This window comes from Pseudomonas sp. N2-3-1-14, assembly GCF_041228395.1.
Taxonomy (GTDB): Bacteria; Pseudomonadota; Gammaproteobacteria; order Pseudomonadales; family Pseudomonadaceae; genus Aquipseudomonas.
Genome location: NZ_CP166199.1, coordinates 3,809,439 through 3,829,953 on the forward strand (window position 1 = coordinate 3,809,439; position 20,515 = coordinate 3,829,953).

Below are 20,515 nucleotides of genomic sequence, written 5' to 3' on the forward strand. Positions count from 1 at the left end.
AAAATGCGCAAGCGGCTGGCCCGCTTGCGCATTTTGACCTGATTGGCAGTTAAGTCAGTTCTCGCACCAGAAACGGCGCAGTACGGCTGACCTTGCTTTTGGCCACCTTCTGCGGCGTGCCACTGGCCACCACCTTCCCGCCTTGCATGCCGGCCCCCGGCCCGATATCGATTACCCAGTCACTCTGCGCCACGACGCGCATCTCGTGCTCCACAACCACCACCGTATGCCCCGCCTCGACCAGATGATTCAGCTGGCTGAGCAAGCGGTCCACATCGCGTGGGTGTAACCCGGTGGTAGGCTCGTCCAGGACATACAACGTGGCGCCGCGCGCATTGCGTTGCAGCTCGGTCGCCAGCTTGATGCGCTGCGCCTCACCGCCGGACAGCTCGGTGGCCGGCTGGCCCAAACGCAAATACCCCAGGCCAATATCGCGCAACACCTGCAACGAGCGCAGCACGCCAGGCTGCTCGGCAAACACCGCCACCGCCTGCTCCACCGTCAGCCCCAGCACCTGGGCAATGCTCAACCCCTGCCATTTGATCGCCAGGGTCTCAGGGTTGTAGCGCGCACCGTGACAAGTCGGGCACGGCGCGTACACGCTCGGCATGAACAGCAACTCGACACTCACAAACCCCTCACCCTCGCAATTGGGGCAGCGGCCCTTGGCGACGTTGAAGGAGAACTGCCCGGCATCATAGTGGCGCTTCTTCGCCGCCGGCGTGGCGGCGAACAGTTTGCGCACGTTGTCGAACAGCCCGGTGTAGGTCGCAAGGTTGGAGCGCGGCGTACGGCCGATGGGTTTCTGGTCCACCTGCACCAGGCGCCGGATCGACTCCAGACCCGCAGTGATACGCCCGCCGCTGGTTTGCGGGGTGTCGTCTTCCAGGCTGGGCTCTTCGTCGGCTTCCACCACACGGCCCAACCCGGCGCCCACCAGTTCCAGCAGCGCCTGGCTGACCAGGCTGGATTTGCCCGAGCCAGAAATACCCGTTACGGCCGTAAAGCATCCCAGTGGGAAGTCCACGCTCAGGTCATTGAGGTTGTTGCGCGTCACGCCTTCGAGCTTCAACCAACCGGTGGGCTCACGGCGCGCCTGGCTCGGCGGGCGTCGCTCGGCAAACAGATATTCGCGCGTCTGCGACGCCTCGATATCCGCCAGGCCCGCTGGCGGGCCGCTGTACAGCACTTGCCCGCCGTGCTCGCCGGCAGCCGGCCCCACGTCGATCAGCCAGTCGGCGCGACGCATGGTTTCCAGGTCATGCTCAACCACAAACAGCGAATTGCCTGCGGCTTTCAAGCGCTCCAGCGCAGTGAACAACGCTTCGCCATCCGCCGGGTGCAGACCCGCCGATGGTTCATCCAGCACATAGATCACGCCGAACAACTGCGAGCCCAATTGCGTGGCCAGGCGCAGGCGCTGCAGCTCGCCGGATGACAACGTCGGCGTGCTGCGCTCCAGGGACAGGTAGCCCAGGCCCAGCTCGATCAGGGTGCTCACGCGCTCAAGCAAATCCTCGGCGATGCGCTGGGCGGCCAGGCGTTTTTCCACCGACAGCTTCATCTTGTCCTGCCCCGCCGCGACCGGCCGCAGCAACTCGGCCAACTGCGACAGCGACAGTTGCGACAGCTCACCGATATCCACCCCGGCAAACTTCACCGACAGCGCCGCGCGGGTCAGGCGTTTGCCCTCGCACAAAGGGCAGGCGCTGCCCTGCATGAACTGCGAGACGCGCTTTTTCATCAGCGCACTTTGGGTGTGGGTGAAGGTGTGCAGGATATAGCGCCGCGCGCCGCTGAAGGTGCCCTGGTAGCTAGGTTCGAGCTTGCGCTTCAAGGCCGCGCGGGTCTGTTCGGGCGTGAAGCCTGCGTACACCGGCACGGTCGGGGTTTCTTCGGTGAACAGGATCCAGTCGCGCTGCTTTTTCGGCAGGTCGCGCCAGGGAATGTCCACGTCATAGCCGAGCGTCACAAGGATGTCGCGCAGGTTCTGCCCTTGCCACGCCAACGGCCACGACGCCACCGCACGCTGGCGAATGGTCAGCGACGGATCGGGCACCATCAGCGCCTCGGTCACCTCATACACCCGGCCCAGGCCATGGCACTGCGGGCACGCGCCCTGGGGCAGGTTCGGCGAAAAGTCCTCGGCGTACAGCATGGCCTGGCCCGGCGGATAACTGCCGGCACGCGAGTACAACATGCGGATCAGGCTCGACAAGGTCGTGACGCTGCCCACCGAAGAACGCGCACTCGGCGTGCCGCGCTGCTGCTGCAGGGCCACGGCCGGCGGCAGGCCTTCGATGGAATCCACATCCGGCACGCCGACCTGATCGATCAGGCGCCGTGCGTAAGGTGCTACCGATTCGAAATAGCGACGCTGGGCCTCGGCGTACACCGTGGAAAACGCCAGGGATGATTTGCCGGAGCCCGAGACGCCGGTGAACACCACCAGGGCGTCCCGCGGAATGTCGACATCGACGTTTCGCAGGTTATGTTCGCGAGCGCCGCGCACTCGCACAAAGCCAAGGTGCTGGCCGGTGACGGGAGGGATGTTGCGCTGTGAAGTCATGAAAGACCTTATCGGACAGTGAGCACGCTGCGCACCCGTTGTGTCAGGGATTCGGGGCTGTAGGGCTTGCTCAGCAGATGAATGTCGGGGCTCAGCAGATGATTGCTGGAGAGAATGTCGCGGGTGTGCCCGGAGGTGAACAGCACCGCCACCGGCGGTACCTGGGCGCGGGCCCAGTCGGCCAAGTCAGTGCTTTTGACCCGGCCGGGCATGACCACGTCGGTAAAAATCAGGTCCGGCTGCACGCCGCCCTGCAGCGCTTGCATTGCGCGGTCGCCGTCTTCGGCGGTGAGCACGGTGTAGCCCGACTGCTCGAGTAATTCCACCACCGTCACCCGTACATCGACGTTGTCCTCGACCACCAGAATGGTTTCCTGGCCGCCCGCGTGCGGTACAGCCTCAACGGGGTGGCTGTCCGGGTCCTCGACGCCGAGGCTGCGCGGAAAGTACATCTGCACCACCGTGCCCTTGCCCTCCTCGCTCCACACCTCGACATGGCCGCCGCTTTGCCGCACGAAACCAAACACCATGCTCAGGCCAAGGCCGGTGCCATGGCCTTCACGCTTGGTGGTAAAGAACGGTTCGAACACCCGCGCCAGGACCGCCGACGACATGCCCACGCCAATATCCGTGACGGCCAGGCGCACATATTCGCCAGGCAGGACGCTCTTGCCCGCACAGTCGTCGGGGTTGAGGATGATGTTATCGCCGGTGATGCGGATCACGCCCTCGCCTTGCATGGCATCGCGGGCATTGATCGCCAGGTTGAGCAAGGCGTTTTCCAACTGGTTGCGGTCGACGTTGATGCACCAGGAATCCTGGGGCAACTGCACATCGATATGGATGGTTTCGCCCAACGCGCGCTGCAGTAATTCACCCAAACCTGCGTAAATGCGCTGGGGGTTGTAAACAGCCGGCGACAACGGCTGGCGTCGAGCAAAGGCCAGCAGTTGCGACGACAGTTTGGCGCCGCGCTCCACCGCTGCGATGGCGGCCGTGACACGGCGCTGTACCTGGGCATTCTCGGGTTCGTGCCGGGCCAGCAGGTGCAGGTTGCCGGCGATCACTTGCAGCAGGTTATTGAAGTCGTGGGCCACGCCACCGGTCAGGCCGCCGATGGCTTCGAGTTTTTGCGACTGACGCAATTGCGCTTCGGCCGAGGAGCGCGCCTGCACTTCGGCCGCCACGCGTTGCTCCAGGTTATGCGTCAATTCCTGGCGCAAGCGCTCGGAGTTCACGTGGCCGGTGGTCTCCACCACAATCGCGAGCACACCGGCCGGTTGTTGGTCATCGCCGGCGACGGGGCTGTAGTAAAGATCCATCCAGACATCTTCCGGCTTGCCATTGCGCAGCAGCACCAGTGCCTTGTTGTTGAACGATAACGTGCCGCCCGCCAAACAGGTGTCCACGACATGCCGGTTGAACTCGGCCACTTCCGGCCAGCCCAGCTCCACAGGCGTGCCCAACAGAAACGGATGCCGGCCGCCGGCAAATATCGAGTAGCTGTCGTTGTAGATCATGTACCCAAGCCGCCCCCACAGCATCACCATCGGCATGGGGGATGCCAATAGCATCTGCACGGCGCTGACCAGACTCTTCGGCCAGGCGTGGATCGGGCCCAGGTCGGTGGTCGACCAGTCGAAGGCGCGGATCCGCTGGGCCATTTCACCGCCCCAGCCTTCGCAGCCATGGGTGTTGGATAAAAATTGCATCTATGGGCTCGTGGCGAAGAGAAGGATGGATGAGTGATGCAGTTACGCTGATAAAAACTTGGAGCCTGCCTGCAATAATTCGTTTCATTGCATATAGCTTATCCGAGAAGGACTGGGCAACTCCCTTCAGTGAAAATCCCGGCTGCGCACGTTAATCCCATCCAGCAGCGGCGTCAGATCGGTCAGGCGCCCGGCAATCAAGTGCCGCACCTCGCCTACCGCCTCCCAGCGCCCGTCGACTTTCAACAGGCGCGAACCGACCAACGCCTGACGCTGACGCTCGGCCAAGTCACGCCAGACCACCACATTGAGGTTGCCGAACTCATCTTCCAGGGTAACGAAGGTAACCCCGCTGGCGGTGCCCGGGCGTTGCCGGCCAGTGACCAGCCCCGCGACGCTGACGTTGCGCCCATGCGCCACCGCCATCAGCTCGAGGGAACTGCGACAGCGGCGTTTACGCAGTTCATCACGCAGCAACGCCAAGGGATGCGGACCAAGGGTGGTGCCGACCGTGGCGTAGTCGGCTTGCAGGTCTTCGCCAACCGTTGGTGCCGGCAGCTGCACCGCCGCTTCGTCGGGGCTGGGCAGGCCAGCGAACAGCCCCAGCTGTTTATGCACCCCGGCCACTTCCCAGCGCGCCGTGTGCCGATTGCCGGCCAACGCGCGCAAGGCGCCCGAGTCCGCCAGCAACGCCTGGGCGCGAGCATCCAGCCCGGCGCGTTCGTCCAGGTCGGCAATGTCGCTGAACGTACCGCGCTGGCGGGCCGCTTCGATGCGCCGCGCGTCCTCCTCGCGAAACCCCGAGATCATGCGCAAGCCCATGCGGATCGCCGGTTGCTGGCCGTCGATGGGTTCCAGGCTGCAATCCCAGTCACTGGCCAGCACATCCACCGGGCGGATCTGCAAGCGATGACGCCGCGCATCCTGCAGGATCTGGTCCGGGCTGTAGAAACCCATGGGCCAGCTGTTGATCAGTGCACAGGCAAAGGCCGCCGGCTCATGGCATTTGAGCCAGCAACTGGCGTAGGTCAGCAAGGCAAAGCTGGCCGCGTGGGACTCGGGAAAACCATAGCTGCCAAAGCCTTTGATCTGCTCGAAGATTTGCGCGGCAAATGCCTCGCTGTAACCGTTCTTGAGCATGCCGGTGCGCAGGCGCTCCTGATGCGGTTCCAGCCCGCCGTGGCGTTTCCAGGCGGCCATGGAACGGCGCAACTGGTCGGCCTCGCCGGGACCATAGTCGGCGGCGACCATGGCGATCTGCATGACCTGTTCCTGAAACAGCGGCACGCCCAAGGTGCGTTCCAGCACCGCCTCGAGTTGCGGTGAGGGATACGTCGTCGGCTCTTCGTTATTACGCCTGCGCAAATACGGGTGCACCATGCCGCCCTGGATCGGCCCCGGCCGCACGATGGCGACCTCGATCACCAGGTCATAGAATTTTTGCGGCTTGAGCCTGGGCAGCATCGACATCTGCGCGCGCGACTCGATCTGGAACACGCCAATGGTGTCGGCCTTGCTGATCATCGCGTAGGTGGCGGCGTCTTCCTTGGGAATCGTCGCCAGCGCCAGGTCCAGGTTGCGATGCCGGCGCAGTAAATCGAAGCAGCGGCGGATCGCGCTGAGCATGCCCAGGGCCAGAATATCCACCTTGAGCAGGCCGACGGCGTCGAGGTCGTCCTTGTCCCACTGGATGATGGTGCGCTCGGCCATGGCGGCGTTTTCCACCGGCACCAGCGTGTCCAGCGGGTATTCGGAAATCACGAAGCCGCCCGGGTGCTGGGACAAGTGCCGGGGGAAGCCGATCAATTGCTGCGTCAGCGTGAGCACGCGGCGCAGGATCGGGCTTTGCGGGTCGAAGCCGCCTTCGCGCAGGCGCTCCAGGGGCGGCGCATCGTCACTCCAGCGCCCACAGCATTCGGCCAGGGCGTTGATCTGGTCCGGCGGTAAGCCGAGGGCCTTGGCCACATCGCGCACTGCGCCGGCCGCGTGGTAGCTGCTGACCACCGCCGTCAAGGCCGCCCGGGTGCGGCCGTAGCGCTGGAACACGTACTGCAGCACTTCTTCGCGGCGTTCGTGTTCGAAGTCGACGTCGATATCCGGCGGCTCGTTGCGCTCCTTGGACAGGAAGCGCTCGAACAGCATGCTCATCAGACTCGGGTTGATCTCGGTGATGCCCAAAGCAAAACACACCGCCGAGTTGGCCGCCGAGCCCCGGCCCTGGCACAGGATCGAACGGCTGCGGGCAAAGCGCACAATGTCGTGCACGGTGAGGAAATAACTTTCGTAACCCAGCTCGCTGATCAGCGCCAACTCATGATTGATCTGCTGCAAGGTCTTGGCGTCGACACCCTGCGGCCAGCGCTGGGCAATGCCTTCTTCAGTGAGCTGGCGCAACCAGGATTTCGCGTTCTGGCCGGCGGGCACCAGCTCGCGCGGGTAGTGGTAACGCAATTGGCTGAGGTCGAACGTGCAGCGCCGTGCAATGGCCTGGGTTTCATCGAGCAAGGCCTGCGGGTACAGCGCGCCGAGGGCGTCGAGGCTGCGCAGATGCCGCTCGCCATTGGGGTGCAGGCGTGTGCCGGCGTCGGCCACCGTGACGTGATGGCGGATGGCGGTCATGGTGTCTTGCAGGGCGCGGCGACCGCGCGCATGCATGTGCACATCGCCGCAGGCCACCGCCTTGATGTGCAGGCTGGCGGCCAGGGCCAGGCGCTGCTCCAGGTGGCGCGCATCGTTCTGGCCGCAATGCAGGTGTACCGCCAGCCACAGGCGGTCGGCGAAGGTACGCCGCAGCCACTGGATCGAGGCCTGGGTGTCGCTGTCTTCGGCAACCCACAGCGCCAGCAGGCCAGGCAGAGGCTGGTCGAAGTCTTCCTGCAGCAGGCGATAACGACCTTTTTCGGCACGGCGTCGGGCCAGGGTAATCAGCCGGCACAAGTGCTGGTAGCCACTGAGGTCTTCTACCAGCAACACCAGTTTGGGGCCGTTCTCGATGCGCACCTCGCTGCCGATAATCAGCGGCATGTCCACCGCCTTCGCCGCCTGCCAGGCGCGCACGATGCCCGACAAGGTGCATTCGTCGGTGATCGCCAAGGCGCTGTAGCCTTGGCGCTTGGCGCGCTCGAACAACTCCAGCGCACTCGACGCGCCGCGCTGGAAACTGAAATTGGACAGGCAATGCAGCTCGGCGTAACTCATGCAAACCAGCCTTGCAGCCACAGCCCATCGCTTTGCCCGACGGTGCGATAGGCCCAGCCTTGCTGCCCGGCGCGGGTCTGGATCAGGTAATAGTCGCGGCGAATATCGGCGCCATCCCACCAACCGGATTCGATGCGTTCCGGGCCCATCAGAATCTGTACGCCCTGCTCGGCCAGCAAGGTCGGCTCGTGCAGCAACCAGCCCGGGCGCTGCACCTTGTTCAAGGTGGGGCACGCGCGGCTATCGGCGGCGGCTTGCCAGGCGCATTCGGGGCGGTGGTCGGCATGAAAGCGCAGGCCTTGCACAGCCTCATCGCCCAGGCGTGCGCGCAGGCGTTCGCGCAGTTGCTCCCAGGGCAACGTCTGTTGCGGGCGGTCGTCGAACAAGTCCTGGCGCTGCGGCACGAACACCGGCAGGTCCTGGGCCACCAGGCGAAAGCCGCGTACCGGCGAGGTGACTTGCACCTGTTCCAGACGGCCACGGGCCAGTTCGAACAGCATCGCCGGTTCGCGCTCGGCGCTGAGCAGGCCGACCTTGATCACGCTGTCAGGCGCCTGGGCGTGTTCCAGGTGCAGGTCGAAACGCTGCACGCCGCTGTCGCGACCGCAGAGGAAGGCCGACAGGTCACCGGTCAGGCGGCGCAACGGAAACAGTAAGGCCTGGTGGGATTGCACATCGAAATTCAGCTCGATGCGTGCATCGAACTGCTCCGGTGGCTGATAAAACGCCAGTGGCAGCGGCCGCTGCCCGCTCAGCGCATCCAGGTGCTTGAGCAAGCCGGCATCAAAGCGCCGCGCCAGCGTGTGGCGGGGCAACGCCTGCACCTGGGCCAACGTGCGCAGGCCCATGCGTGACAAGGCGGTGGCGGCCTGCGGGTCGAAGCCTGAACGCTCGACAGGCAGTGGCGCCAGGGCTTGGTGCAGCGCGTGATCATCGGCCACGGCCAGGCCATCGTAGATATTGGCCAGCACCCGCGCCGCTGCCGGATTGGGCGCGGCGACGATACGGTGGCGAAACCCCAACGCGGTCAGCTCGTTGCGCAACCGCGCCTCGAACTGCGGCCACGGCCCGAACAGGCCCAGGCTCGATTCGATCTCGAACAGCAAGGCGCGCGGGTAATACACACTGACCTGGGAACTGAAACGGTAAGCCCAGGCCGCCAGAAACTGCTGCCAGCGCTCGATTTCTGCGGGGTCGTATTCGGCGCTGGCGAAGGTCTTGGCCAGCGCATGCGCAGCCGTCAGCGATTGCCCGGGGCGCAGGCCCAGCGCGCGGGCGGCGGCATTGACGGTTTGCAACACGCGGCGCTGCGGCGTGCCGGCCAGCAGCACCAGCGGCTGGTCGGGCTCGGGATGCACACGCTGCACCCCGTCCAGCGCCAATTGCGGGAAGACAATACACACCCAGCGCATGGCAACCTCAGTGCCCCGCCAGCGCAATCGGCGCCGGATGGGCCAGCCCGCCCCGGCATTTGAGCACCCGCACTTGCGCAGGTTTTGCCTCAACGGCCAGGCGCAAGGCGGCGGGCGAGGCATTGATTGCCTCGTGTAAAGAGCGCCAGGCAAACGCCAGGGTCTGCCCGGTTTCGGCCGCCACCTGCAAACGGCGCAAGGCGCGGTCATCAGCCTTGCGCGGCCAGCACAGCACGGCGCCGCAACTGCCGGAACGCAGGCATTGTTCGACGGCCCACAAGGTATCGCGCTCCTCGGCCTGGATCACCGAAAGCTGGCGCAAATCCACCCCGGCGTTCTGCCAGGCGTGCGGGTACGGCGTGTAAGGCGGCGCGACCAGCACGATGCGCTCCCCTGCCGTTGATAAGCGCGCCAGGGTCGGCAACACCAATTGCAACTCGCCGACCCCTTCCTTGGCCATCAGGATTTCGCTCAGGGCCGCCTCCGGCCAGCCGCCGCTGGGCAGCACCGCGTCCAGCGCCGCCAGCCCGGTGGGGTGCACGCTGGCCGGCGGCGCAACCGGCCGGCCCTTCCAGACTCGGCCGCCATTGAACAGCGAGTCCAGAGCAACGACGGCGCCCATCAGCCTTGCCTCACCAGGCCGCAGAACACCCCTTCGATGGCCAGGTCCTGGTCGGGGCCTACCTCGATGGGTTGATACGCGGGGTTACGCGGCAGCAGGCGCACATGTTCGCCATGGCGCTCGAAGCGTTTGATGGTGACCTCGCCGTCCAGACGCGCCACCACAATCTGGCCGTTCAAGGCTTCGGCGCTGCGACGTACGCCGACCAGGTCGCCGTCGAGAATGCCGTCTTCGATCATCGAGTCGCCCTGCACCCGCAACAGGTAATCCGGGGTTTTCGCAAAGGTGGCGGGGTCCAGTTGCAGGCGGTTGTGCACTTCGGCGTCGGCGCCAATCGGCAAACCGGCGGCGACGCGGCCGAGCACGGGCACATCCAGCCATTCGGGGCGTGCCGGCTGGTTGAGCAGGCGGATGCCCCGGGCCTGGTTAGGGTTGACCTCGATGTAACCGGCTTCCGTGAGAGCCACCACGTGCTTGCGCGCAACGCTGCGGGAGGCAAAACCGAACGCCTCGGCGATCTCGGCGAGGCTGGGGGGCTGGCCTTGCTGCGCGATACGGTCGCGGATGAAGGTCAGGATGGCAGTGCGGCGGGGGGTCAGGGTCGTCATGGAGTACATTTGTACTCTTGTAGGAAATCTCTGACAATAGCCGTCAGTCGGGAGCGCTTGAGTGCCTGTCTCAGGGCAGCAACGCACCGGTACTCAGCGCAAGCCTGCCACCTGAGTCAACCATGAACTGGCCAAGTCTCAACTTTCTTTGCGCCGCGCACCGCCAGCAGATCCCCAAAATGCAACAGCACATACTCACTCTGCGTGGGCCGCAGTGGCGCGTTCGGGGGGGATGTTTGGGCGTGTCGTCACAGGCGGTGAGCAGGCCGAGGACGGCCAGTAATAAAGCAACGCAGCGCATGGCCACCCTCTCTTTTTAGGCTGTGGAAGCTGCTTGCACACTAAGGCAGCGACGCCACGGCGTTGAGGGTTTTGGCGGACACAAAGGGGGCTTGGTGGGGCAGTCGAATGCGGGGCGTTGGCCACCCCGCATCCAGCGGTTCGCTTAGAACGCGATACCGACCTTGAAACCGTACTCGTCACGCTTGAGCTTGGTGTTGTCGGCGACATAGGAGTCGTCGTCAAGCTTGTATTCGGTACGGGTGTAGTACAGGCCCGCCATCACTGGCAGGTCGCCTTTCTGGTTCATCAGCAGGCTGACTTCAGCGTAAGGGTTGGTGCGGTCCTTGAGGTCCACGGTGTCGCTGCCCACGCCATCGACCTTGAGCTTGGCACGGCCGTCGATGGTACGACGGGCACCGGCTTCGACGCGCAGAGTCATGTCATCGAACTGGTGGTTGTAACCCAGGGCAGCTTTGGCGAACGGCGACTTGTTGGTGAGCTTGACGTCGTAGTCATTGGTGTCCGGCTCGTAGCGGGTCCAGCTGTAGCCACCACCCACAATCACGTCGACAAAGTTGCGTGCGTCGAGCGCGGCACGCCAGCCGAGGTCCAGGTCAGCCTGGCCTTCCTTGAGTTTGTTGTCGCTCTTTTCGCCGTACTTGGCTTCGATCCCGGCCTGGTAGATAAAGCCGGATTCAGCGGTGAGCTTGTTGCCGAAGTTGTAGAACAGGCCCGCTTCAGGCATGTGGTCCTTGTCGCTGTCACTGCCGCCTTCGAGTTTGAAGTCGTTGTAGCTGCCCTGCAGACCGAAAACGGAAATCGGGCCCGTCGGTGCAGCGGCGAACACCACGGCAGGCGCAGCGACCAGCGCCAACAGCGAGGAGCCCTTGAGGAATTTTCCGAATAGCTTGGACATCGTTTTACATCTCCTTGTCTGGTGAGCAAATTATTCAGGAATCGCTTCGAACCTCGGCTTTCGCGAAAGGTTCGAATTAATTTGCGTCGATTTGGAGAAAAAACGGTTCAGCGCAGGCTCTATCTCAAGCTTCTTTGGAAGCTGCTATCACTAGGCCGTTAAGGCTCTCGCGAAGACGTGGATGCGCCGGCAGACGAATACCCAAGGTGCCATGCAGCACTGCCAGCAGCTCATCGACGCTCTCGATTGCGCGCTTTTCACTGGGCTGATCCAGGCAGTGGACCGCGTAGTGGGCGTTATTCAATGTGTAGCGTTTACCCGGCGCGAGCAGCGCAGCTTTCAATTGGCCGACAAACACCGAATCCGGGTGCGTCGACACGTACCAGTTGCCGATTTCATAGTCCCTGTCCGCCTGCACCTGCAGGTCAAACACATACAAGCCTCGCCACTCCTCGCCCACCTTGGCCCACAAGGTGTAATCGGCGCCATTGAACGTCAGCCGATAGGGTTCGTGGGCAGTGGCCTGGGTCGCCTCGGTGTCCAGCTGCAAGGGGCTGCTTGGCACCATGCCGCCGAAGCCGACGTCGGTGACATAGCGCACGCCTTCCAGGGTGACCAGGCTCAGGCGATGGGTGCGCCCGGTGCGCGCATCTACCGGCCCGCCCATCACTACCCAGCCGGTGAGGCCGCGCGCCTCGAAACCCAAATCCTGCAAGAGCGCGAGAAACAAGTGGTTCAACTCGAAGCAATACCCGCCACGCCCATCGAGCAGAACCTTTTGCTCGATGCTCGGCAAGTCGATCGGCACCGGGCAGCGCAGCAACGTCGACAGGCTTTCAAAGGCGAACGTGCACACATGGCGCAGCTGCAATTGCTGCAGGGTTTGCAGGGTCGGCGGCGGCGGCGTGTCGTAGCCCAGGCGTCGCAGATAAAGCTGGCGATAAGTCAAGCGGGGCATGGCGCGATCCTTGAGCGCGGGGCGAAGCGCTCACTATGCAGGGCCAGTGTGCGACTTGTCATTTTGACTGAACCTTTTTGAACACTCACCGATCCATCTATAACAAGACAGGGAGGCAACATGAGTACCGCAAAAATCTACACCATTAATTACCAGCTGCACGGCCAACCGAAGTCCTTTGTGGTGCGCGCGGAGGTGATGAACAACGCCGAGGCGTGGCATTGGGCAGCGGTGGATGCCGACATCGCCCATGTCAGCCGCATTGGGCGTGTGGGTCACGAACAGGTGAAAAAAACCACTCGGCCCTGGGCGGAAAAGTTCGGTATTACCGACGTCACCTGGGTGCCGCCCAAATAAGCAAAAGCCCCGCAATGGCGGGGCTTTTTGTGTTTCTTTAGTTAGTTTTCAAGTCGCCCAGCGGATCATAGGGCGGCTTTTTTTTCGGCTGTTTTTCCTTGTCCAACGGCGCGATCGCAGGACCGATGGGGTCGACTTGCGGGTCGGCTACATCCGGGGAGTCCGGGTCAAAACCCAGCTCGTCCTTGCCACTGCCATGCTCGTCTGAACGCGGGCCTTTCGGGGGATTACTCACGGCGATCTCCTGGTTTTAAAGCGGGCGGGCTTTGTCGTGAAGGTGTTCGAGGTCTTGCTCGACCTGTTCCACATCGTCGTCCTGGCGCTGCGCCGGGTCGTTGGGGCGTAACGCATCGTTGTCGCGCTCCTCTTCACCGGGTGTGCGATCAGGGTCAGGGGTGCCGGGCGGCGGCTGTTTGTATTCGGGCATGATGGTTTACCTCACGGGGGCTACACAGATGTAGAGAAACCGCGGCAAGCCATCGTTCAACTTGATTGCGCAAAGCATGCGAAGATGCCACCCCGCCCCTCTTGAGACCAGACCCGGATGTTCGAGCTCAAACCCTGCGACCCCGCCACCTTCCGCCAGCAGACCCGCCGCAGCACCCTGATCATTGCCGTGCTGTTCGTGGCCCTGGCAATGCTGCTGTCGAGCCTGGCGGTCATGCTGTTCGGTGAACCCGGCGGTGACAACTTTCGCTTCAATGTCGGCGGGGTGTTTGCGGGGGTGCTGATCACCGTCGCGTTGGTGCGCGGGCCGTTCTGGACCCAGCCCTGGCTCGCGCCGGCGGTGTATGGCTGGCAGCTCAAGCGCAGTTTGATGAGCGTCACCAACGTGATGCACAAGGTCACCGAAGGCGTGCAGGCCAACGACCCGACGGCGATCAAGCTGCTGCGTTTTTACCACTTGGGGCTTACGCAGATGCATGCGCTGGACGCCAACTCCAGTGCCCAGGCGCAATTGCTCGGCGAGATCGACGCCCACCAGGCGAAGATGCAGGCACTGGGCATCGACACCGAGCAAACACGCCTGGACCCCGCATGGCTGGACAGCCTTAAAAGCGCCTAAGCCAGCACACGATGCGCTGTTCATCCAGCACCTGTACGAAGTCTTCTTGAAGGGACACACACCCCTCACCGCGTCAGTTGGAAACCTGGGTGCGCCAGCAAAATACCGCGCTCACCGCGATGGCCGCGCCCGCCAGGCCGAACACCCACGGCGCTGATGCCACCGGCAGCAACAGGCCCGCCAGCAACGGCCCGAGGCCCGCGCCGACATCGCGCCACACCGCATTCGAGGCCAGTGCCGAGACGCGCATCGAGCCCGGATTGCGCTCGGCCACCAGGGTGGTCACCAGCGGCAGTTGCAGCGCGCGCAGCACCAATACCGCCGCCGCGCCGACGATCACCCAATAACTGCCGAACGCCGTCAGGGCCAGAGCACTCAAGAATGAAAACAGCAACAGCATCGACGTGGCGCCAAAGCGTTGCGCCGCCCGGCCGCCCAGGGGGCTCAGGAGCATTTCCGAGGCATACCGCAGGGCCATCAAGCCGCCGGCGATCAGCACCGCATCGCCGCCGAGAATCTTTTGTGCCTGGATCGACAGGCCAAAAATAAACAGCCCGTCCAGCGCCACGCCCTCGATAAACGACCAGGTCGCCACACTGTCGGGCCACTTGAATCGCCGCCCGGTGCTGTGCAAATCATGCCCGGCGGTGGGCAAGCCACGCGCCACCCACAAGCCCGCCAGGCAGCAGCCGGCAAGCATCACAAAGATCGGACGTGGACCGGCCCATAAGGTCAACCAGCCACCCAGCGGCAGCGCCAGCATCGGGCCGAGGGCGATCATCGCGCGTGAACGCCCCGCCCGGCGGGCTGCGCCAGCGGGCTCGGACGTTGCCAACACTTGGGTCGACAGGTTCAGCGCGGCAAAACACAGGCCCCAGATCAGCCGCAGGCCCAGCAGCGCAGCGAACCCTGACAGCAGCGAGTTGCCCAGGGCGCACACCGTCGCCGCGCCGGCAGCAATCATGCACGTCAGCCGGTCACCGTTGCGCGCATAGAAATTGAGCACATGCCGATAGCCAAAAATCCGCACCAGGCGGTTGGCTGCCAACAACACCCCGGCCTGCGCCAGCGTGATGCCAAAGGCCTGGGACTCCATCGGCAACAGCAAGTACAGCAACACGTCGCTGGGCAGGCATAACGCGAGGGTCAGCGCGGCGCGTCGGGACGTGGTATCGGCAGTGCGTTGGGCCAGGCTGGACATAAATCTGAAACATCCTGAAATATTCAGGCCGCCACGTTAGCCTTCCCATGGCGGACTTTACAACGCCCAATCACGCCTTTTTCCCATAGGGCAACAAACGCAAACCGCTGGCCACACTGCCCACCAACGCAAACACGCACCCCAACCACAGCGCGTATTGCGGGCCACTGCCCAGGGACAGGTGAAAACACAACGCCACCAATGACGCCCCCAGCGTTTGCCCCAGCAGCCGCGAGATCGCCACGATGCCGCTGGCCCCGCCGCTGCGGGCCAAGGGTGCGCTGGTCATGATCGCCTTGAGGTTGGGCGATTGAAAAAAGCCAAACCCGGCGCCGCACAGCGCCATGCGCCAGCCGATATCAAAGGCCGACGCGCCGCTGCTCAGGGTGGCCAGCGCCGCCATCCCCGCACTGAGCAGCAACAGGCCGATGCCGCACAACACGCCCAGCGACACGCGATCTGCCAGCCGCCCTGCGACCAGGGCCATGACCGCAACAACGGCCGGCCACGGCGTCATCAGAAAACCGGTTTCCACCTGGCTATGACCAAGCACCGCCTGCAGCAGAAACGGCAATGACACAAAGGCCAGGCCCTGGGCGCTGAACGCACAGATCGCCGTAAGGGAAGACAGCGCAAACACCGGGCGCTTGAACAGATCCAGGGCCAGCATCGGCGCCGGGTGCCCAGCCTGGCGGCGTAACAGTAACGCACCGCAGACCAGCGCCACGGCGATCAGGCCCAGGGTCAATGCGCCCTGAACGCCGTGCACCGCCGTGCCCAGGCCAAGCACCAGCAAGGCGAACAACCCGGCACACAGCAGCGCGGCGAGGCGGTCGAACGCGTGACCGGTCATGGGCAGTGTCGGCAATGACCGCAGGCCCAGCCCCAGGGCCAAAAGGCCCAGCGGCACGTTGATCAGGTACAGCCAGTGCCAGCTGGCCACCGACAGAATTGCCGACGCGGCAGTCGGCCCGAGGGTGAACGCCAGCCCCACCACCAGCGAGTTATAGCCAAGGCCGCGCCCGAGCATTTTTGTCGGGTAGATATGCCGCAGCAACGCGGTATTCACGCTCATGACCGCCGCCGCGCCCAGGCCTTGCGCCACACGCGCGGCCGTCAGGGTCAGCAACGACCCGGCCAGCCCGCACAACAGCGACGAGACAATAAACAGCAGCAACCCACCGAGGTATACCCGACGGTGCCCCCACACATCACTCAACGAAGCGAATGGCAGCACCGTGGCGATAATCGCCAGTTGGTAGGCGTTGACCACCCAAATCACCGAGGCCGAGTCGGTGCCGATGCCTTCGGCCAATGTGGGCAGCGCGGTGTTGACGATGGCCGTGTCGAGGGTCGCCATGCCGATCCCCAAAGAAAGAGCGATCACGGCCGGCAGGCGTTTATTGAAGGGCAACCCATCGGCAACAGAAGACATGAACAATCCGGCGCTGGTAACAAAGGCCCCTAGAGTAAGGGCAGACGCGTTTTTTTTCAGTGGCCAATTGCCTGGCTGTCAGAGTTTTCATGTTTGCCGCCGCTCACCTCGTGGCGAGCGGGCTTGCCCCGCGTTGGAGTGCGAAGCGCTCCCCCTCCAGTCGCCGCGGTCTACCTGACAAACCCGGTAGGCAGCCTTTGGGGCCGCTTCGCAGCCCAACGCGGGGCAAGCCCGCTCGCCACAGGTTATTCACTCGCCACAGCCCCCACTATCAACTCACCGCCCAACCAACCGGCCTGGACCACGCCTGCTTCCTCGCCCAGGCGCGCCACCAAAAATTCACACAACCGGGCAAAACGGCCGTCGCCCTGCACATGCAGCAAAGCGTCGAGCTCCAACGCCTGCACCTGCCGCAAGCGCGAGGTGAACTGGCGCCGCCATACACGTCGGGGTTATGCGGGAACACCGTCTTCAACGTCGCAATGCCTGACCGCCAGCGCCGGCTGGTGAACAGCGTTAACGCCAGGCGTGTATCCGCTCTGTGTCGCAAACACGACAGAACGTCATGCCGGTGTATCAAGGTGGTGCGCGGATACACAGCGATACACAGTGAATAATTAACCGCCGATGTACGCCAAATTATTCGGCATCCCGAACGACACAATTAGAAATATTCGCCTTTCCGAACGAAGCCCTTCAGGCGGCCCCGATGACCCTAAAAATCACCATAAATTTCATGCGGTTGTTGTCATCTTTGTTACATGCCAACTGGCATACATTCTGCTTTATCCCTGTTTCTGGTAATAAAATGTTTCAGCTTTGAGACAGTCTCATCAACTGAAACACAATCCGTGGCACGCCAATAAAAACGACAACGCCCCAAAGGAGGGCGACCTTTTCGACTTTTTGATCGACATCAACTTTCCAAGACTGCTGCTGCACATCTGTACCCAAAAGGGCGAATGGCCTGATCGCCAATAACAAGCCTGACTATAAAAAGGACGAATTGATGAGCTCAAGCAAGAACCACGCAGTGTCCTTCATGGACGCAGAACCCCTGGCCCCGGCGTGCGCCGAAAGCGCCCTTGGTTTTGGCCCCTTCCTGTTACTCGCACGCCAGCACGTATTGCTGCGAAACGGTGAGCCCGTCACCTTGGGCAGCCGCGCCCTGTGTTTGCTGATTGCCCTGGCCACCCGCGCCGGCGAACTGCTGGAGAAAGCCGAGCTGATCTCGTTCGCCTGGCCCAAGGTGGTGGTGGAGGAATGCAACCTGCGCGCGCAGATCGTCGCGCTGCGCCGAGCCTTGGGCGACGATGGCAACTTCAGCTATATCGTCACGGTGCCGGGCCGCGGCTATCGCTTCGTGGCGCCGGTGACCGTGCAGGCGGCCGGTGAAGACCATCTGCCGGTGCCCCACGCGCGCGTCCATGAGCCCTCTGTCGCGCCGCCGTCCTGCGAGGTGATTGGCCGCGATGAGTTGGTCGACAGCCTTGCCGACCAGGTGCTGACCCAGCGGTTCTTGACCATCACCGGCCCTGGCGGCATCGGCAAAACCACCGTCGCCATGGCCGTGGCCCATCAGTTAGCCAACGAACTCAAGCTGGACACCTGCTTCGTCGACCTGGCGCCGGCCACCAGCGGGCAATGGGTCACCGGCATGCTCGCCAGCGCCCTGGGCATCCAGACCGTCAGCGACGAGCCATTGCGCAGCATCGCCGCCACCCTGGCCGACCGCCGCCTGTTGCTGGTATTGGACAACTGCGAACACGTGTTGCCGGCCACCGCCGATGCCGTGGAAACCCTCTTGCGCAGTGCCCCTCAATGCTACGTGCTGACCACCAGCCGCGAGCCGCTGCGCGCCGAGGGCGAGCGCGTGCACGACCTGGCGCCGCTGCAAGTGCCCGACGAACACAGGACACTCAGCGCCGTCGAAGCCCTGAAATGGTCTGGCGTGCGCCTGTTTGTGGAACGCGTGCGCGCCCTCGACCCCGACTTTGTTTTCAATGACGCCGACGTGGCGGCCGTCAGCGCCATCTGCCGCAAGCTCGACAGCAATGCGCTGGCCATCGAAATAGCGGCCGCGCGGGTACGCACCTTTGGCATCCAGGACCTGGTCGGCCTGCTGGACGGCAGCTTCCGCCTGCAAATGACCGGCCGGCGCACCGCCCTCGCCCGCCATCGCTCACTGAGCGCGACCCTGGACTGGACCTATTCGATGCTCAGCGGCGACGAGCAGGCGATGCTGCGCCAACTGGCGGTCTTCACCGGCTCCTTCACCCTTGATGCCGTCAAGGCCATGACTGCCAGCAGCGCCCTCGACCCGCGCAATGCCCTGCCCTTGCTCGAAAGCCTGATGGACAAGTCACTGCTGCTCGCCGGCGAATCGCAGTTGCTCAAACGTTATCGCCTGCTGGAGACCACCCGCGCCTACGCCCTGGAAAAGCTCGCCGAACAGGGCGAAACCAACGCCACCGCCGAACGCCATGCGCGCTATGCCCTTGGGGTGTTGCAGGAAGCCGGGCAGACCCTGGATGGCCTGTCACCGCAAACCTGGGTCGCGCTGTATGGCCCCGAGATCAACACGGTGCGCTCGGCACTCGACTGGGCCTACTCAACGACCGGCAACCTGCCATTGGGAATTGAACTGACATTGGGCGGCGTGCCGTTATGGCTGCGCCTGTCGCTGGTCAGTGAATGCCGCAGCTGGGTTGACCAGGGCCTGGCCAGCGACGCCAGCACCCCGTTGCCGTCGCGCCAACGCATGCTGCTGAACACCGCGCTGGCCAGCGCGCTGATGCTCACCGACGGCACGGGCGGCCCGTTGCGGGAAGCGTGGCGCCAGGTGCGCGAGGACGGCCGCGAACTCGGCGATGCCGAGCACAAACTTCGCGCGCTGTGGGGGCTCTGGGGTGACCGTTGCGCGTGTAACCAGTACGCCGAAGCGCTGGAGTTGGCCGAGCGCTACATTGCGTTGAACAACAGCGGGAACCAGCAACTGCTGGGCAAACGCATGCGGGCGGTGGTGCTGTTTCACATGGGCGACCTGGCGGGCGCCCGACAAAATATCGACGAAGCCCTGGGTTCACCGTCGGCTCCGCGCTCGCACATCATCGACGCGCTGTTTGATCAGCGCATCGCCGCACGCTGCCTCAAGGCGAAAGTGCAACTGATGGAAGGCGACGTCGACCCGGCCCTGCGGCTGATCGGCACCTGCGTCGATGAAGCGGTGTCACTCGATCACCCGGCGACCCTCTGGTACACCCTGTGCCTGGGGGCGATCCCCCTGGCGCTGCTGGCGTCCAACCTGCCGAAAATGCGTTATTACCTGGGCCTGCTGCAGGACAGCACCACCCGCCAGGACTTGCATATCTGGCGGCAATTTCGCCTGTGTTTCGAGAGCATCCTGCTGATCCGCCAGGGCTCGCCGGAAGAAGGCGTGCCGCAACTAGGCCAAGCCCTGCAGCACCTGCAGGGCCAGGGCGATGGTCAGCTCTACAGCCTGTTTCGTTGTGAATACGCTTTGGGGTTGGCGCGCCTGGGCCTGGAAAAACTCGCGCTGGAGGTGTTGGAGGAGACGCTGCAATTGGCTATCGGCCGCCATGAGCGCTGGTTTGTGCCGCAGATGCTGCGGATCAAGGCCCAACTGACACTGCGCCAAGGCAACTACGGGTCGGTGGACACGGCCACGGTGCTGCTGCGCCAGGCGTGGGTGGATGCACAGCTGGCCGGTGCGCACTTCTGGCGGGCGCAGATTGCCACGGACCTGGCGCGGTTGCAGGAGCCCAAGTCACGCATTGCTTCTTTGCCCAGGTTTCAGCATCGCTGAGGGCATAGCCGGTATTTGGGTGATGGCCGCCTTGGGTTGCGCCCTTACGGCGGGTCACTTTGGAAAGCCCAAAGTAAGCAAAGGGCTCTTGCCCCACCACTCGGCACCTCGCCTAGGCTCGGTGTGCCCTCACGCAGGCTTTGCAGCGTGGTTTAACGGGGCGCCTAAGATCAAAATCAAAAGCAAAGCACGGCGGCCTGACAGCCGACCTGATCCTTGAAGCTGAACCCAATTCAATGTGGGAGCTGGCTTGCCTGCGATGGCATCAACCCGGTGTACCTGACAGACCGAGTTGTCTGCATCGCAGGCAAGCCAGCTCCCACAGAAGAGCAAAAGCAGTGCAGTGGTGAAGG

General features: G+C 63.7%; 15 protein-coding genes and 1 pseudogene. 3 read left to right on the top strand and 13 right to left on the bottom strand.

Annotation, left to right across the window (positions count from 1 at the left end; genetic code table 11):
* Positions 1-49: 49 nt before the first annotated feature.
* The 8 genes from uvrA to AB5I78_RS17485 all read right to left on the bottom strand — a co-directional run bounded on the left by uvrA (position 50) and on the right by AB5I78_RS17485 (position 12,277).
* On the bottom strand, positions 50-2,569 hold the full coding sequence (gene uvrA / locus AB5I78_RS17450) for an excinuclease ABC subunit UvrA (protein WP_262207383.1): 2,520 nt from the start codon (positions 2,567-2,569) through the stop codon (positions 50-52).
* A gap of 8 nt (positions 2,570-2,577) precedes the next feature.
* On the bottom strand, positions 2,578-4,281 hold the full coding sequence (locus tag AB5I78_RS17455; protein ID WP_369303164.1) for an ATP-binding protein: 1,704 nt from the start codon (positions 4,279-4,281) through the stop codon (positions 2,578-2,580).
* Positions 4,282-4,407: 126 nt separating this feature from the next.
* A complete protein-coding gene (locus AB5I78_RS17460) occupies positions 4,408-7,500 on the bottom strand; it encodes an error-prone DNA polymerase (RefSeq protein ID WP_369303165.1) in 3,093 nt (1,030 codons plus the stop codon).
* A complete protein-coding gene (locus AB5I78_RS17465) occupies positions 7,476-8,891 on the bottom strand; it encodes a DNA polymerase Y family protein (RefSeq protein WP_369303166.1) in 1,416 nt (471 codons plus the stop codon). The genes AB5I78_RS17460 and AB5I78_RS17465 overlap by 25 nt, the downstream gene beginning before the upstream one ends.
* Positions 8,892-8,898: 7 nt before the next feature.
* Positions 8,899-9,513, bottom strand: a complete 615-nt coding sequence (gene imuA, locus AB5I78_RS17470; RefSeq protein ID WP_106579903.1) for a translesion DNA synthesis-associated protein ImuA — start codon at positions 9,511-9,513, stop codon at positions 8,899-8,901.
* Positions 9,513-10,130, bottom strand: coding sequence for a transcriptional repressor LexA (lexA, locus tag AB5I78_RS17475; RefSeq protein WP_106579904.1), 618 nt, complete (start codon positions 10,128-10,130; stop codon positions 9,513-9,515). The genes imuA and lexA overlap by 1 nt, the downstream gene beginning before the upstream one ends.
* A gap of 436 nt (positions 10,131-10,566) precedes the next feature.
* Entirely contained in the window at positions 10,567-11,319 is a 753-nt protein-coding gene (locus AB5I78_RS17480; RefSeq protein ID WP_145166135.1) for an outer membrane beta-barrel protein, read from the bottom strand.
* 124 nt (positions 11,320-11,443) lie between these two features.
* The gene (locus AB5I78_RS17485; protein WP_369303167.1) at positions 11,444-12,277 is read right to left on the bottom strand and encodes an arylamine N-acetyltransferase; all 834 of its coding nucleotides are present in this window, start codon (positions 12,275-12,277) and stop codon (positions 11,444-11,446) included.
* 120 nt (positions 12,278-12,397) lie between these two features.
* Between AB5I78_RS17485 and AB5I78_RS17490 the strand changes: the two genes are divergently transcribed.
* Entirely contained in the window at positions 12,398-12,634 is a 237-nt protein-coding gene (locus AB5I78_RS17490) for a DUF6555 family protein (RefSeq protein WP_106579910.1), read from the top strand.
* A gap of 37 nt (positions 12,635-12,671) precedes the next feature.
* On the opposite strand, the gene AB5I78_RS17495 is transcribed toward AB5I78_RS17490, so the two are convergent.
* Together AB5I78_RS17495 and AB5I78_RS17500 are read right to left on the bottom strand one after the other, a co-directional pair.
* Entirely contained in the window at positions 12,672-12,869 is a 198-nt protein-coding gene (locus tag AB5I78_RS17495; RefSeq protein ID WP_242199442.1) for a DUF6021 family protein, read from the bottom strand.
* A 15-nt stretch (positions 12,870-12,884) separates the two neighbouring features.
* Positions 12,885-13,061 (bottom strand): hypothetical protein, encoded by a 177-nt coding sequence (locus tag AB5I78_RS17500; RefSeq protein ID WP_178119767.1) that lies wholly within the window; start codon positions 13,059-13,061, stop codon positions 12,885-12,887.
* 117 nt (positions 13,062-13,178) lie between these two features.
* Between AB5I78_RS17500 and AB5I78_RS17505 the strand changes: the two genes are divergently transcribed.
* The gene (locus AB5I78_RS17505; protein WP_242199441.1) at positions 13,179-13,700 is read left to right on the top strand and encodes a DUF3087 domain-containing protein; all 522 of its coding nucleotides are present in this window, start codon (positions 13,179-13,181) and stop codon (positions 13,698-13,700) included.
* 73 nt (positions 13,701-13,773) lie between these two features.
* Here AB5I78_RS17505 and AB5I78_RS17510 read toward each other — a convergent pair whose 3' ends face one another.
* The 3 genes and pseudogenes from AB5I78_RS17510 to AB5I78_RS17520 form a co-directional block, all read right to left on the bottom strand.
* Positions 13,774-14,901, bottom strand: coding sequence for an MFS transporter (locus AB5I78_RS17510; RefSeq protein ID WP_106579913.1), 1,128 nt, complete (start codon positions 14,899-14,901; stop codon positions 13,774-13,776).
* Between the two features lie 70 nt (positions 14,902-14,971).
* On the bottom strand, positions 14,972-16,336 hold the full coding sequence (locus AB5I78_RS17515; RefSeq protein WP_369303168.1) for an MFS transporter: 1,365 nt from the start codon (positions 16,334-16,336) through the stop codon (positions 14,972-14,974).
* A 245-nt stretch (positions 16,337-16,581) separates the two neighbouring features.
* Positions 16,582-16,779 (bottom strand): annotated as a pseudogene (locus tag AB5I78_RS17520) (DUF2063 domain-containing protein); the annotation flags it as partial.
* Between the two features lie 566 nt (positions 16,780-17,345).
* Here AB5I78_RS17520 and AB5I78_RS17525 point away from each other — a divergent pair.
* Positions 17,346-20,162, top strand: a complete 2,817-nt coding sequence (locus AB5I78_RS17525) for a winged helix-turn-helix domain-containing protein (RefSeq protein WP_369303169.1) — start codon at positions 17,346-17,348, stop codon at positions 20,160-20,162.
* The last annotated feature ends 353 nt before the right edge of the window (positions 20,163-20,515 follow it).

Coding starts and splice junctions, on each gene's coding strand:
- AB5I78_RS17480 (WP_145166135.1), bottom strand. CDS start 11,319: ATGTCCAAGCTATTCGGAAAATTCCTCAAGGGCTCCTCGCTGTTGGCG.
- lexA (WP_106579904.1), bottom strand. CDS start 10,130: ATGTACTCCATGACGACCCTGACCCCCCGCCGCACTGCCATCCTGACC.
- AB5I78_RS17485 (WP_369303167.1), bottom strand. CDS start 12,277: ATGCCCCGCTTGACTTATCGCCAGCTTTATCTGCGACGCCTGGGCTAC.
- AB5I78_RS17455 (WP_369303164.1), bottom strand. CDS start 4,281: ATGCAATTTTTATCCAACACCCATGGCTGCGAAGGCTGGGGCGGTGAA.
- AB5I78_RS17490 (WP_106579910.1), top strand. CDS start 12,398: ATGAGTACCGCAAAAATCTACACCATTAATTACCAGCTGCACGGCCAA.
- AB5I78_RS17465 (WP_369303166.1), bottom strand. CDS start 8,891: ATGCGCTGGGTGTGTATTGTCTTCCCGCAATTGGCGCTGGACGGGGTG.
- uvrA (WP_262207383.1), bottom strand. CDS start 2,569: ATGACTTCACAGCGCAACATCCCTCCCGTCACCGGCCAGCACCTTGGC.
- AB5I78_RS17525 (WP_369303169.1), top strand. CDS start 17,346: ATGAGCTCAAGCAAGAACCACGCAGTGTCCTTCATGGACGCAGAACCC.
- AB5I78_RS17500 (WP_178119767.1), bottom strand. CDS start 13,061: ATGCCCGAATACAAACAGCCGCCGCCCGGCACCCCTGACCCTGATCGC.
- imuA (WP_106579903.1), bottom strand. CDS start 9,513: ATGGGCGCCGTCGTTGCTCTGGACTCGCTGTTCAATGGCGGCCGAGTC.
- AB5I78_RS17505 (WP_242199441.1), top strand. CDS start 13,179: ATGTTCGAGCTCAAACCCTGCGACCCCGCCACCTTCCGCCAGCAGACC.
- AB5I78_RS17515 (WP_369303168.1), bottom strand. CDS start 16,336: ATGTCTTCTGTTGCCGATGGGTTGCCCTTCAATAAACGCCTGCCGGCC.
- AB5I78_RS17510 (WP_106579913.1), bottom strand. CDS start 14,901: ATGTCCAGCCTGGCCCAACGCACTGCCGATACCACGTCCCGACGCGCC.